We start from the raw sequence: 14,376 nt of genomic DNA, 5'->3' as shown, positions 1-14,376 counted from the left end.
ATGCTTCTAGATGCGCATGAGTTGCCTGAATTCTTTGACCTTCCCACGACTCACGGGCACTTCAGCTTCCAAATCGCGCAGACGGAGCAGATACGTATTGTTAAACCAAGGTACTATTTCACGGATTTGCGACAGATTTACAACGTACGAACGGTGGCAGCGAAAGAACGTATCCTGTGGCAGACGGCTGTGAAAATCCGATATACTCACTGGCATGGTGAACTCCCCATTTTTGGTATATACCTTCGTCACTTTCTCTTGCGCTTCCGCATAGTAGATGTCTGCCGTATCCGTAACAATAATATTGTCATTCCGCAGCAGATTAATTCTTCTGTCCGTATGGGAATTCGTATCCCGTAGCAGTTCACCCTGCGCAGTAGATCCGTCCACCATAGTAACTGGTCCATCCTCAACATGTTGCTCCATCAGCGTATGATCACGTTTGAATGCGAGCTCCAGCTTATGGAGCATTGCAGCAATTCGTTTCTCGTCATACGGCTTCAGAATATAATCAAACGCCTCCAACTCAAAGGCTTCCGCTGCATGTTCCTTATACGCCGTAGTAAATACAATATAAGGTTTCGTTGCAAACTTCCCAATATGATGGGCCAGCATCATACCGTCCAACGAGGGAATATTGATATCGAGAAAAATGACATCTACTTCTTGTTCCTGCAAAAATTTCAGTACATCCAGCCCGTCTTCAAGGCGGTCAACCACCTCAATCTGGCTATGTTCCTGGATTAAATAATTTAATTCCTCACTTGCCAGAATCTCGTCTTCCACAATAAGAGCTCTCATTGATCCATCATCACCTTGTTACGACATCTCCTTTGGGCACATCAAATAAAATATCCGTTCCTTGTTCCAGCCTTGTAATGGTTACACCTTGTCCGTAGATAAGCTTGACCCGGCGATGCACATTGTATAGCCCGATCTGATTACCAGGCATACGGTCGTGGTAAACCCGGTCTATAATATCTGCACTGATGCCTGCTCCTGTATCACTGACACTGATTCGTACAAACTCCGGATAATCCTGTACCCGAATTCGAACAGTCCCGGGTCCTTTGACCTTGAGAATGCCATGAATAATTGCATTTTCGACGAGCGGTTGGATAACAAGACTCGGAATATGCACCGCGACCTCATCAATGTCATAGATCACGTTCAGTCGGCTACCAAAGCGAGCTTTCTCAATCTCTACATAATTACGGACCTGCTCCAGTTCCTTATGAATATCAATTAACTCATCCGACAGCTCCAGATTGTAACGCATGTACCCGGACAGGTTCACAATCAGCTCCCGCGCACGATCCGGTTTGGTTCGGATGGAGGAAGCAATCGCATTTAACGCATTAAACAGAAAATGAGGATGAATAGTTGTCTGTAACGCACGCAGCTCTGCTTTGTTGGCAGCAGCCTTGATCTCCTCTACCCGCGATACCTCCATCTGGGTTGAGATGATCTGCGACAGACCTACAGCCATCGTTTGCAATGGATACGTAATTTTGTACGCTTTGCGATAATAGATTTTGAGCGCACCTGTGATGTCTCCTCGTTCTTTAAGCGGAATGATTAATAGCGAGTGGATATCCGGTGTTTTTTCATCAATGACATCATTACTGATCGTAATCTCCCCGCTGGATATCGTCTGCTTGGTCATCTCACTTATAATTTCATTACCGATATGATATCGTTCCTCACCAAATCCTACATAAGCCAGTACATTCCGGGTATCCGTAATTGCAACCGCATCAGCCTGAATATCCTCCTGAATAATCCGGCAGATTTTGCGCAGAGAATCCTCATCAATCGAACGGAAATAAGGCAAGGTTTTGTTAGCAATCTCCAGTGCCAGCTTCGCCTGACGGGCTGCAATCATCTCTTTTTCCCCTTCGACACTCTGCACCAGGAGCACAATCAGCCCAATGTTGACTTCACCCAGAATCATAGGCAGCGCAATCTTCGAAACAATATCGGCACCCAGTGGATCAGGATAGGAAAATAACAAGATTAATAACATCGTCAGCGCTTCACAGATCATTCCAGCACCAATACCGATGATCCATCGCTTAGGCTTGGGCGTGTACTTATGTATATAACCGGAGACCAGACCTGCCAGGATACTCGTGATTAGACACGGTATAGCTGTGACGCCATCCATATCAATTAGATACCGATGCACCCCAGAGACCAGACCCGTAATAATACCCACAGGCGCTCCGAACAAAATACCACCCGATAACACGGCGATGATCCGCACATTCACCAGTGAACCTTCAACATTAATGCCCGTATATGTCCCGAAAATGGCAAAAGCACAGAATAACAAGGTAACCGCAATAGACTCCTGCCACCTTAATTTCCCCTTTTGCAGAATCTGCCTAAACCTTGGCACCCTCGACAGAAAGAATAAAAATATAATCAACAGCGCCGCCCGTTCAAATAAACCCAGCAGCATCGTAAACATTTCCAATCGTACTTCCTCCACATCTGTCTAAAAATAAAATGCATACCGCCGCAGCCACGCCTTTTTGACGTAACATCCATGACATTGATCGCTGCTGCTCGTATGCTCGTATGCTCGTATGCTCGTATGCTCGTATGCTCGTATGCAACAGTTTACCGCTCCCCCCGGAGGAAAGCAAAGTCCATCCTGTGAAAATACATCAACTATACTGCACCATGCCCTATAACGGTTCATCCCTTAACTTCTATGAGAATGTCAGACTCCAGAAAAACCTATGTTATAATTAGTTGTCATGTTATTCCAATTATTCAGTGAAATTAATTACAGAAAGGTGTTCATGCATGCTTGCCATTCTACTCTTAGGTTTGCTTCTGCTTTTTAGTTTTCTATGGTACACCCTGTATTTTATCTCCAGACGAAGCCATCATCCCGATCGCTCATCAGCTATTGTCCTGCGAATACTCTTAAGCATCTCAACTCTGGCACTCATCGTTCAAGTCTACAAGCTTAAAGGAAACCCGTATAACTTTATTTTAATATTCGTATTTATCGCTTCATTAATAGCCACTCGTTCTTTTAACGTTGCGAACAAAGAGAGATAAATAAAAAACAATAGGCCTTGGCTCTCTACTGTAATCCTAAAACTAATCCAAAAAGGTCAACCAGACGTACCTGGTTGACCTCAAGTCCAAAATTATAAAAAATTTCGCCTGATAAAATAACTTGGTGTGCAGCTCCAAGCATGGCAATAACTGTTGACCAAATTGCTGCCATAAGGAGAATACGTTTTGTCGTCCGGGTCGTAGAGCTCCCAGAAAGTGTCCGCTCCATCCTTCAGCATACCGCCCCAATACCTTCGGATCTGCTCCAGTGCCTGCTCCTCTTCCCCGCACATAAGCAATGCATCAACATAATGATGAACCATGTACGGTGTGGTCATGCTAATAGCTTCTCCGTTACTCGTTAACCGATCAAGTAATTGCCGGGCCGCTGGAGCATCCATGATCTCAGCCAGAACCATCCATACTTGCGATGCCCAGGATACCTGTTTTTTATCACCACTGACGAAAAACCCCTGATCACCATCCCACAGATATGTGAGGGCTGCTCGCTCAGCGTCTTTGATGTGTGCGTTAATCCATTCCTCATAATCCGGCAGCCCTAGTTCTTTGGCAATTGATCTGCCCCTTTTCATACTATAGATGAGAACTGCCTGAGCACCGGCCTGTTTATTTAATTCTTCATGCCAGTCCAGAAAACAATACCATGTATCGTCATCCCGTACGATGCCCCGCTCATCAAGTCGTTTAAGTCCAATCTCAATCTGCTCTTGAGCGATCGGGCAAAGTTCTTCCAACGTTTCCCTGTCCTTCGTAGCTTCAAAATAGTCCCATAATGTCGCAATAAAGAACAACGCATAGTCATATAGGTAAATGTCGTCCACGTACGGTTCCGGTTGTTCGTACAAACAGGCTCCTACCTGGCCTCCCTCTAATCTCGTTCCGGCAAAGAGATAGAGACAGCGCTTGACGAGATCATTACAGCCGAATGTTTCATAATTGACGAGGGCCTGAAGGCGAAGATCTCCGATCCATAAACGTCGATCGCGCTTCGGTCCATCTTCGAATACCGTCTGCATACAATCCCGGAGTGTCTTCACGGACACGCGATCTATTTCCAGCAGCTCCGTGTCGATACCTTCAGGCAATTGAGGTACTGCCCCTATGTCTGCTGAAGTCACCGTCATGCAATATATATTGTTAATTCGAATATCGTAACGGATCGACGTTTCTACCACCTCGATTTTCAGATACCGAAAGGCATAGCGACGGTCCAGTGTTAGCGCGCCAGGTAACACGTCCACATTCACGATTTCGTCCTGAAGCCATGAACGGCTAAGCCAACCCGAATATTCTGCAAAATTCTCACCGACCTCACAGGGCATTTCTCCAAATGTGAGCTTCAACCTGAGAGGTGCATCTGCATTACTGCGCTCGTTAAGAAGCGACAAGGTCAGATAACCGACGAGATGCTCCCCGAAATCCAGCGTAACACTGTCTCCCTTGCACAACACTTGATCAGATAAGTGTTCTGCTAAGCCGAGTGGTTCGATACGCCATCCCTGAAAAGCCGACGCATCCGGAATTGCGCTCACGATATGTTCCGGATAGACCTTTTGCTGGCGAAGCTCCGGCATCAGACCCTGCGCTTTTTCCAGCCAGGCTGTGTTTATCACTTTTTCACTCATTGCAGTGTCCTCCTTATCCTTTGACCGCCCCAACGGTCATACCACCGATAAAATATTTTTGCAGGAACAGAAACGCCAGCAGCAACGGTAGCGCGCACAGAAAGCACGCTGCAAACAGGACATTCCACTGCGTGGGATTTTGCTGATCGCCCAAAAATCCGAGCATGGCCAGCGGTAACGGTGAATCTCCTGCGCTGGAAATAAAGATCATATTGAAGAAATAATCGTTCCATATCCAGACACCTTGCGTAATAATGACCGAAACCGTCACTGGAATGAGTAAGGGGAACACGACGGTCCAGAACCGTTGGAATAATCCCGCCCCATCGATGTGCGCCGCTTCCTCTACCTCCTCAGGCACACCGCTTCGAATGAAGCCCGTGTACAGGAAAGTTGAAAACGGCAGACTGCACGTAATGAACATGAAAATAGGCGTATATTGATTCGTTGGGATATGAAGCGCATTGATCATTTGCACGATCGGTATCAATACCATTTGCGCAGGTACCACGAGTCCGGACAAAAAAAACAAATACATGAACTTGCTTAGCTTTGTCTTCAAACGGGCCATCGGGTAGGACGCCATCGCCGCAAACAGGACAACGAACACGACCGATACGCCGGTTAACACCACGCTGTTCCATAGCGCTTCCGGAAAGTGCATGCGGTCGAAGGCAGCCTTGTAACTTGCAAAGGACATCTCCTGGAACAGGACCAGCGGATTTGTGTTGTTGCTTGGATCTCGGAGTGATGTCGAAAAGGCAATAATTAACGGAATCAGGTTTAACACCATCACCAACAACACGACAACCTGAATGGACCCTTTCCCCAAAACTTTACGAAGCATCATGCCGACACCTCCCGTTTGTTCATTTTCAGGACAAAAACAGCGGTAATGACGATAATTACGGCAAAGGAAATGACACCAAGAGCCGAAGCTTTACCAAAGAGTTGTTCGGTAAATGCCATCTTGTATATAGTATAAATCAGCGTGTTGGTAGCCGTGCCGGGACCGCCATTCGTCATGATAAACGGGAAGTCGAACGCTTTGAGTCCATTGATCAAACTTAACGTCACGTTGATTGTAATCGCTGTTGCCAGTAATGGAATCTTCACATGTCGTAGCAATCTCCATGAGCCGCAGCCATCAATCCGTCCGGCTTCCAAAAGGTCGCTTGGAACAGTCTGTAGTCCTGCAAGGAAGATAATCATTGTCGTTCCGATCGTCTTCCAGATTTCCACGAAGATAATAGAATACAGTGCGGTCGAGTAATCACCCAGGAAATTCAGTTCATTTGCGATACCCAGTTTATCGAGAAAGGAAGAAATCAGCCCGTAATCCGGCATATAGACGTAGCTCCACAAAAATCCGACGACGATCGCACTGAACAATGTGGGAATATACGCCAGGGAACGGTAAATCCCGGTTCCTCTTATTTTCATGTTTAACAGCAATGCCATTGCCAAACCGATGATATTGCCAGCTATGACGGTGACGAACGTATAGATCAGTGTATTTTTTAAAGAAATGCCTAGGATGTCGCTCCGGAACAATTCCTTATAGTTGTCGAAACCGATATAGTTATAGGCTTGGGCGTACCCGTTATAGTCCGTTATACTGTACTGGAACAACCGCAGGATCGGGAAGATCCAGAAGGTCAGGTAGAAGATCAATGCCGGCAAAGCAAACCAGTACATGGACTTTTTCATTACAGTAGAGCTCATCCTGCTCCATCCTTTCCAAGAGGGCCTGCGGCAAGGGAAGAAGGACAATCATTCTCCCCTTTACAGCAGACAGCATCGTTTTGTTCTAATTTTTCCACAGCTCTCTGAACTTGGTTTCCATGGCGTTTGCCACATCTTCCGGTGTTGTTTTCTGTCCAGCAATAATTTCGGCAAACTTTGCCTGCATGACGTCCGATACTCCGGCTGGCCACATCTGGTTGCTGAAGTAGACAGAATTTCCAGTTTGTTGATAGTTGTCATTCACTTCCTTAAACAATTCTTTTTCAAGTTTTACGTCCTTATACACGCTGATGGAACTGTTGGCTTCCACAAATGCCTTGAACAGATCGGATTCACCATCGAACAGGTAGTTCAGTACTTTCTTGGCTGCATCCAGGTTTGCCGATTTGGCGTTCAAAGCGTATCCCGCAGATGTTGCAGCAGATACAAACACCGGCTGTTCCGGCTCGTTACCTGGCAATGAGGCGAATCCGCGAGTAAATTCGGCAGCGCCTTTGGACGTCATGGAAGCATAATCCCATGTTCCCGTAAAGGTCATGGCTGCTTTCCCGTCGATAAACAACTGCGCAGATTGGGCACTTCCAATGCCAAGGGAGTTTTTCACCACATAGTTCTTGTCATAGAGCTCTTTGTACTTGGAGATCGTTTGAACCCACTTGGGATCAGTCAACGATTTTTCGCCTTTCTGGAGTTTTACATCAAAATCCATCTCATTCGGATACACGACATTGGCCGCAATCGGATACATACCGAATTGAATCATCCAAGGGTCCTTGTCACCCATCGCAATTGGTGTTACGCCCGCTGCCTGCAACTTTTGACACAACTCCAGGAACGAAGGCCAATCCTTCGGAAACTCGGAATATCCGGCCTGCTGTAACAACTCCTTGTTGTAATAAACGCCGAGGAAGTCTAGTCCTTTGGCCACTCCATAAGGTTTTCCCTCATAGGACATATCTGCCTTCGCTCCTTGGCTGATGTTGTCCCAGAACTTCAGATCGGATAGATCAGCAGCAAATCCTGCCTTTGCGAAATCATTGACGCCGCCAGCTGCATTCTTTGGAAAAATCAAGAACATATCCGGCCCCTGTCCAGCCGCAAGCTTGGTACGTACGGATGTATTGTACTGATCATCAGGCAATTTCTGCACTTCAAGGGTAATGTTCGGAAACTTCTCTTTTACCAGACGCGGCAAGGTTTCCAACTCGAAATCCTCTCCATCAGACGCCTTGTTTCCCGATAGCATCATCGTCAATGTAATCGGCTTTACTGATTCATCTGAACTCCCGATGCTATTATCCGTACCGCTCCCCTCCTGACTACTGGAGCTACATGCGCTCAGAAACATCATGAGCAGTACCAAAGTTAGGGACCACAGTCGTTTTCTTTTTTTCATCTTGTCATTCCCCCGATTCATGTTTATTCTTGCTTTGTGCACATTCTCATCATACGGTGGGCAAAAGTGCATTTGCTTTGGCTCGTATGGTGCACTATTTTTAGAATTGACAAATGGCGGGAGGAGCACGTATGATTCTGTTCAACATCAAAACTAAACTTTTTCTGGTCCTCGTCCTCGTATCGATCGTGCCAATTATCGTCGTTTCTGTCAGTTCCTATCGCAGTTACACGAAGCTGGTGAATGAGCAGACCACTCTCGTGACGTCGACAACTATAGGCAATTCGGTCAAGAGCATGGAGGAAATTTTGCAGAACATCGACCGGATCTCCGTCACACTCCTTCAGCAGTCTTCCAATGCAACCGCTTACAGCACTGTGAGTGATGAACTAATCAAGTTGAACGGTACCAACGATCAATATGAAATCTTCATGATCCGCAGCAAATTGAAATTGATCTTTGAAAACATTCTGCTTGGCTACAATTACATCAATGGTTTGTACCTTTTCACACCAGATGGCAAATGGATAAGCTATGGCAGTAGCGGCACAGACCTACGCCTTGATTATGTCGCACTTCGCGATGAGTGGTATCTAAATACGATCCAACGTAAAGGCGATTTGTATATTGGTGAAGTTGGCGTCAAACCTTACATCATTAACGCCAAGGAATCCATTGGCTTCTCCAGAGCTCTCTACGATCCCAACAACAACGAGTTCCTAGGCGTGTTTATGCTGGATTGCAGTATGAACATTTTTGACGGTCTAAAACGTAATCCGGCACCAAGCTTGTCCAATCTATATCTGGCGAACGACGCTGGCGAGATCTTGTACTCCAGCGACGGAAGTAGAGTTAGCACTCCTCTCTCCGATACGCTGGCTGCGGCAACGCATCAAGTCGGCAGCAATTCACAGTACAAATCCATCCAAGATAACATGATGACGGTAATCCAGAAAGTTCCCGGCCGCAATTGGAACGTGATTGCCAACATCTCTATGGATCGGTTGTATGAGGAGTACAACATCTCGCAAAAGTTGCTGTTATACGTGGCCATAAGCTGTGCCGTCATTTTCCTTCTGCTTTCCTTTTTCTTATCCAACCTGATCACCAAACCCATCATCGAATTGACCAAACTGATGCGCAAAACCAAATCTCATCGTTTTGTGACCATCAAGCCTCAAGTAACGAGGCAAGTCGACGAGATTGGAATCCTTTACCATGAGCTCAACAAAATGATGAAAGACATCGATACGCATATCCGAGAAAGTTACCAGAATAAAATACTCATGCTGGACTCCCAGATGAAGGCATTGGAAGCACAGATCAACTCCCATTTCCTCTACAATACGCTGGAGTCGATTAATAGCATTGCCGAGATCGAAGAAGTTGAGAGTATTGTGGTGATGACCAAGTCACTCGGGGACATGTTCCGCTACAGCATCAAAACGGATAGCGAGCTGGTCCCGGTCAGCGAAGAACTTCAACATGTAGAAAACTACATGGCCATCCAGCAGATTCGGTATGGTGACAAGTTCGCGTTCAACCTGAATGTAGACCCGGAAATTCGGAGTCGTCGCATGCTGAAGCTTCTGTTGCAACCACTCGTGGAAAATGCCATCTATCACGGGTTGGAGAACAAACGTGGGAAGGGTTCCGTTACCATTACCGGTTTGTTTCAGGAGGACAGCATCGTGTTCGAGATCTGGGACGATGGCGTGGGCATGTCCTCAACACAAGCGGAAGAACTTCGACAATTGCTCCAGCAGCCACCTGAATTCGTCGCCGTTGGTCAAAGGCATAAACAAAGCATCGGCATCAAAAACGTGCATTCACGAATTGCTTTGTATTACGGAGAGGGTTACGGCCTTTCGTTTCATACCGATTTGAATACAGGAACTCGAATTACACTCGAAATTCCGGCCAATTGGGAAAAGAGGTGACCAAGAGATGTACACGTATATCGTTGTGGACGATGAACCCTTGATCCGCAAAGGTTTGTTGAAAAAAATCGGGACTTTTGAGCACTCACTTGAACTCTTAGGCGAAGCAGATAACGGCGCAGACGCCTTGGCTTTGATTGAATCGTTCAAGCCGGACATTATCTTTACGGACATGCGCATGCCTGAGGTCGACGGCAAGCTGTTGATCAGGACAGTATGCCAGCAATATCCGCGCATCAAGTTAATTGTCATTAGCGGACATACCGATTTTGATTATATGCAGGAAGCAATCTCTGCGAAAGTTGTAAATTACCTGCTGAAGCCTTTTAGCCGGGATGAAATCCACGGTACGCTTCACCAAGCCATCCAAGCCATCGAACAGGAGCGCTCTCTTCAGCGGGAAGTCGTTCTAAGAGAAGTAGAAACGGAGCAGATGAAAAGGGATACAGACATGCAAGCCTTCCTGAATTATGTGCTGGCTCCCCATTCATCCATCAAAACACCTCTGTTCCGCTCTGCGGAATTTGCCGCCATCATGGCTTCTGACCAGTTCATTTTCTTGACGATTTATGGTCCTCAACCGCTTACAGCACAGCAACTGCCTACCTTTTCGAATGGCCTGTACATTCCTCATCCACAAACGGATCAGCTATTGTTTTTCCTGATGCATGATCTGGGTTGCTCAGGCCAGCTTGATTTGCAGAAAATGGCGGAACAAACAGCAAGTATCATTTTGACCAAATCCGAAACTACGGATTGTTGTGTAGGGATCAGCTTGCCTCATACAGGTATTGGTGGGGTCCGAGAAGCTCATCATCAAACGATCCTTGCGTTGGACGAACGAGCCATTACCGATTTTGGAAAATGTTACGTATTTTCACGCGAGCAAATTCCTTTACATCAACTGAAGTGGGCTCGAACGTATGAACTGTTATTTTTTATAGAGAGCGGGAATGTACCGAAGGCGGAAGAGCTCATCACCGATTTCTTTGCTTTCTACATACGCCAGCCTGACGCTTTGCTTGCCCACCTGAAGGAGCAGTGTAGAGACATTATCACGGAAACCAAACGGCTGCTGAGTAACTATATCCAGAACGGAGGTAACAGTAGCGCCTCTTCCAGCTTGGAGGCCGTCCTGAACGTCTCGTTCGATATGGAGTGCATTAGGCATTACATGGTAAAGGTGCTGACGGGAACAGCTCTTCTGCTTAAGGAAGACAACCCCTACGCATCAGATCAAGTGATCGACAACGTCAGGACATATATCTATAATCACTATACCAAGGATTTAACGCTGGAATGGGTATCGTCCCTGTTCTACCTGAACCCGAGTTACCTCAGTTATTTATTTAAAGAAAAGACATCCGAGAACTTCACTGATTACGTAAACCGACTACGGATCAGTCAAGCCAAGCAGCTCTTAACGAGCACAGACGATAAAATCTACCGGGTTGCCAAACAGCTGGGTTACGACAATCCAAAATATTTTTTTCGGGTGTTTAAAAAATTGACCGGTTGGACCCCAGAGGAATACCGAAAGCAACACAAATCCTTCACCGCAAACAACAAGGAACCAGGCCATGTATGATGGCCCAGTTCCTTGTTTTCGTGTGGTGCTTAGCGATCATTCGGCAGGTACTGGCCTTCTTCCATCAGCCCATATTCCTTGAAGGCTCGCAAGTACTAAGATGGTCGATTTAACCAACATAACATACTCAATGAAACTTTGTTTTTACGGTAACACAGGCCAAGTCATAGGTCATTTCGATAACTAAAACGAATATTCAACCGAGTAATTGCCACAAGGCTTGTCCCTAGTTATAACAATCAAAAGGGCGTTCCATAAGTCATCTTCCTGACTTATGGAACGCCCCACCTAAAATTACTTCATAAACATTCGATGTAATTTGGTTTTTATAAAATATATCAATTTATACAACAACGGAGAGGACAGAAATAACCTAAAGAAGCGAAGCGTGCGCCTTTATCACCGGATTTTACCCTTGGAAAGGGTCAATCAAAAAATCCGGGGATAACAGCGCTCGGAAGGTTATTCTGTCATCGTAGTGCCCTCGTGTAAACGAATGTTTTACCCCACCCAACATTACATAGAATCCCTACCTAAACATCCCCCACAGCTTAATCAAATGAAACGTATTGTTTGGATCAATCTTCTGCGCGAGTACAAACGCAACAAACTGCTCCTCCTGCGCCGGAGAGAAATTCTCATTCATAATGACTGCCGAAGACTTGACCAACCTTCTGACCTTGGCCTTATCTTGCAGATCAGACTTGGTCACGCCATCAATCAACTTTTTGATACGCTCTTTGACAGCGGGATTTTTCATCTTTAATTTGATCCGCTCCACCAGCTGCGGACTAATTCCATATTGTTGGTAACCCAAAACGTATAGCACCTCCCAAAGAATGAACTCACTTCTTATTCATATGTCGGGAGGGCTTGTACACTTGTCTTTTTTTACAAAGGTAATACGAAAAACCAGCTTACGTCGCAAGCTTTAGTCAATCAGATCGCCCTTGAATACTTGCTGTTGCTGTAGGAAATCACGCAAAGGTGTATAGTCCATAGAGGTCCAGAAGGTCGCATCCTCAATCAACTGGGTTACGTCATCTCTGGCTTGTTCGAGCACAGCAAAATCGGCAACCATGTCGGCAAGACGGAACTCGGGTAGTCCGCTCTGTTTGGTACCAAAGAAATCACCTGGTCCCCGGAGATCCAGGTCACGCCGGGATACCTCGAATCCATCCTCCGTTTCCGTCATGACCTTCATGCGTTCCTGTCCAACCTCCGTCTTCGGATCAGCAATGAGTACACAATAGGAAGCATGCGCACCACGACCGACCCGACCACGAAGCTGATGCAGCTGGGAGAGACCGAAGCGGTCCGCGTCCATAATGACCATCAATGTTGCATTTGGCACATCGACCCCAACCTCCACAACGGTAGTCGAGACGAGCAGCTGAATATCATTGCTGTAGAAGTCACGCATCATCTCTTCTTTCTCCGCAGCCGTCATCCGGCCATGCAACAAACCTACACGATATTTCGGAAAGTTCTGCTGCATCTGCACATGCAGATCAATGGCATTCTGCACATCCAGCTTCTCCGACTCTTCAATGAGTGGACAGATCAGATAGGCCTGACGGCCCTGATCCACTTCTCTGGAGATAAAACCGAGCACCCGCTCCATCATATCGTGTTTGACCCAATACGTAGAGATGGGAATCCGTCCCTTCGGACGTTCCGAGATCGTGGATACTTCAATATCCCCAAAAGCCGTAATCGCAAGTGTCCGAGGAATAGGCGTTGCCGTCATCGTTAACACATCCGGGTTATATCCTTTGCGTCGTAAAACGCTGCGCTGATTCACCCCGAAGCGATGCTGCTCGTCCGTCACCACAAGACCCAGATCACGGAAGAAAACATCTTCCTGAATCAGGGCGTGTGTACCCACCACGATATCAATCATGCCCATTTGCAACGAGGCGATCAGATCTTTACGTTTACGTCCATTTACACTGCCCGTTAACAGCCCTACGGTTACCCCAAACGGTTCAAACAGCTTTTGCAGTGAGCGCATATGCTGTTCCGCCAGAATCTCTGTAGGCACCATCAGAGCCCCTTGGAAACCGGATCGAACAGTCGTGTATAGTGCAATTGCCGCAATAACCGTTTTACCCGATCCTACATCACCCTGCAATAACCGGTTCATTGCATAGGGCGAACGCATATCGTGCAGAATTTCAAGCTCCACCTTTTTCTGAGCATCTGTTAATTCAAAAGGTAAACTGCGTACAAACTCACGGATCGTCGTATTGTCCGTTGTATGTACCACGCCATCCATGCGATTTCGGTTGAGCGCACGATACGCCTGCATTTTCAACTGGAACAGAAACAGCTCCTCGTACACCATCCGCTGTCTGGCCTGCTGACCTTCCCGGTTGTCCTGTGGACGATGGATTCCAGCAATCGCTTGTTTACGAGGCATCAAGCTGTATTTCTTCATCAAGGACTGAGGCAGAATCTCAGGAATCATATCTCCGAATTGGATTAGTCCCTGATTGATCGTTTTCCGCATCCATTGTTGCGTCAACTTGCCGGTTACCGAATATACAGGTTGCAGTGTGCCTGAACGCCCATCGCCTTTATCGGGGAACTCCGAGTCAGTAACTGTCATCTGCATGCGTTTTTGTTCCCATTTGCCCGTAATCACAATCTCCCGATTAGGGGTAAGTTGTTCTTTGAGGAAATGGCGATTGAACCAGGTGGCTGTAATCATCCACTCTTCCGTCATGATCTTACAGGTGAGACGGGACTTTTTACCGTATCGTTGTAATACAGGAATACCCATCACCTGTCCCTGGACCGTAATCTTGTCCCCATCCTTCACTTCACTAAGTGAACGCAGACGATAATCCTCGTAACGGAACGGATAATATTCAAGCAGGTCTTTAACAGTAGAGATGCCAAAGGCGTGAAGCTCTCCCTCTTTGAGAGCACTCACGCCGTTAATTTGCTTAACTGATATTTCTTCCAATTTCATGTCTAATC

Annotated in this window: 10 protein-coding genes; 2 read left to right on the top strand and 8 right to left on the bottom strand. The window is 46.5% G+C overall.

The annotated features are described in order from the left end of the window. Positions 1 to 6: 6 nt before the first annotated feature. The 6 genes from MKX68_RS21470 to MKX68_RS21445 all read right to left on the bottom strand — a co-directional run bounded on the left by MKX68_RS21470 (position 7) and on the right by MKX68_RS21445 (position 7,863). Positions 7 to 801, bottom strand: coding sequence for a LytR/AlgR family response regulator transcription factor (locus MKX68_RS21470; protein WP_249912207.1), 795 nt, complete (start codon positions 799 to 801; stop codon positions 7 to 9). Positions 802 to 811: 10 nt separating this feature from the next. Beyond that, a complete protein-coding gene (locus MKX68_RS21465) occupies positions 812 to 2,464 on the bottom strand; it encodes a LytS/YhcK type 5TM receptor domain-containing protein (protein ID WP_445671125.1) in 1,653 nt (550 codons plus the stop codon). Between the two features lie 703 nt (positions 2,465 to 3,167). After that, on the bottom strand, positions 3,168 to 4,721 hold the full coding sequence (locus MKX68_RS21460) for an alpha-L-rhamnosidase-related protein (protein WP_340914027.1): 1,554 nt from the start codon (positions 4,719 to 4,721) through the stop codon (positions 3,168 to 3,170). Positions 4,722 to 4,734: 13 nt separating this feature from the next. After that, positions 4,735 to 5,571, bottom strand: coding sequence for a carbohydrate ABC transporter permease (locus MKX68_RS21455; RefSeq protein WP_338587848.1), 837 nt, complete (start codon positions 5,569 to 5,571; stop codon positions 4,735 to 4,737). Then, a complete protein-coding gene (locus MKX68_RS21450) occupies positions 5,568 to 6,419 on the bottom strand; it encodes a carbohydrate ABC transporter permease (protein WP_339194495.1) in 852 nt (283 codons plus the stop codon). The genes MKX68_RS21455 and MKX68_RS21450 overlap by 4 nt, the downstream gene beginning before the upstream one ends. 112 nt (positions 6,420 to 6,531) lie before the next feature. Then, a complete protein-coding gene (locus MKX68_RS21445; RefSeq protein WP_340914026.1) occupies positions 6,532 to 7,863 on the bottom strand; it encodes an ABC transporter substrate-binding protein in 1,332 nt (443 codons plus the stop codon). A gap of 131 nt (positions 7,864 to 7,994) precedes the next feature. Here MKX68_RS21445 and MKX68_RS21440 point away from each other — a divergent pair, with 131 nt between their 5' ends. After that, positions 7,995 to 9,803: a sensor histidine kinase gene (locus tag MKX68_RS21440; RefSeq protein WP_340914025.1), complete on the top strand. Its 1,809-nt coding sequence runs from the start codon at positions 7,995 to 7,997 to the stop codon at positions 9,801 to 9,803. A gap of 7 nt (positions 9,804 to 9,810) precedes the next feature. Then, on the top strand, positions 9,811 to 11,391 hold the full coding sequence (locus MKX68_RS21435; RefSeq protein ID WP_340914024.1) for a response regulator transcription factor: 1,581 nt from the start codon (positions 9,811 to 9,813) through the stop codon (positions 11,389 to 11,391). Between the two features lie 529 nt (positions 11,392 to 11,920). Here MKX68_RS21435 and MKX68_RS21430 read toward each other — a convergent pair. Together MKX68_RS21430 and recG are read right to left on the bottom strand one after the other, a co-directional pair. Then, positions 11,921 to 12,208: a stage VI sporulation protein F gene (locus tag MKX68_RS21430; RefSeq protein WP_036614589.1), complete on the bottom strand. Its 288-nt coding sequence runs from the start codon at positions 12,206 to 12,208 to the stop codon at positions 11,921 to 11,923. A gap of 114 nt (positions 12,209 to 12,322) precedes the next feature. Then, entirely contained in the window at positions 12,323 to 14,368 is a 2,046-nt protein-coding gene (recG, locus tag MKX68_RS21425) for an ATP-dependent DNA helicase RecG (protein WP_340914022.1), read from the bottom strand. Positions 14,369 to 14,376: the final 8 nt, after the last annotated feature.

Source organism: Paenibacillus sp. FSL M8-0212 (assembly GCF_038004645.1).
Taxonomy (GTDB): Bacteria; Bacillota; Bacilli; order Paenibacillales; family Paenibacillaceae; genus Paenibacillus.
The sequence above is the reverse complement of the archived record's forward strand: the minus strand, read 5'-3'. Positions and strand labels throughout refer to the sequence as shown.

Bases quoted from the DNA above. Each gene is read 5' to 3' on its own strand.
- MKX68_RS21470 (WP_249912207.1), bottom strand. From the start codon at position 801: ATGAGAGCTCTTATTGTGGAAGACGAGATTCTGGCAAGTGAGGAATTA.
- MKX68_RS21450 (WP_339194495.1), bottom strand. From the start codon at position 6,419: ATGTACTGGTTTGCTTTGCCGGCATTGATCTTCTACCTGACCTTCTGG.
- MKX68_RS21465 (WP_445671125.1), bottom strand. From the start codon at position 2,464: ATGCTGCTGGGTTTATTTGAACGGGCGGCGCTGTTGATTATATTTTTA.
- MKX68_RS21440 (WP_340914025.1), top strand. From the start codon at position 7,995: ATGATTCTGTTCAACATCAAAACTAAACTTTTTCTGGTCCTCGTCCTC.
- MKX68_RS21435 (WP_340914024.1), top strand. From the start codon at position 9,811: ATGTACACGTATATCGTTGTGGACGATGAACCCTTGATCCGCAAAGGT.
- MKX68_RS21455 (WP_338587848.1), bottom strand. From the start codon at position 5,571: ATGATGCTTCGTAAAGTTTTGGGGAAAGGGTCCATTCAGGTTGTCGTG.
- MKX68_RS21460 (WP_340914027.1), bottom strand. From the start codon at position 4,721: ATGAGTGAAAAAGTGATAAACACAGCCTGGCTGGAAAAAGCGCAGGGT.
- MKX68_RS21445 (WP_340914026.1), bottom strand. From the start codon at position 7,863: ATGAAAAAAAGAAAACGACTGTGGTCCCTAACTTTGGTACTGCTCATG.
- recG (WP_340914022.1), bottom strand. From the start codon at position 14,368: ATGAAATTGGAAGAAATATCAGTTAAGCAAATTAACGGCGTGAGTGCT.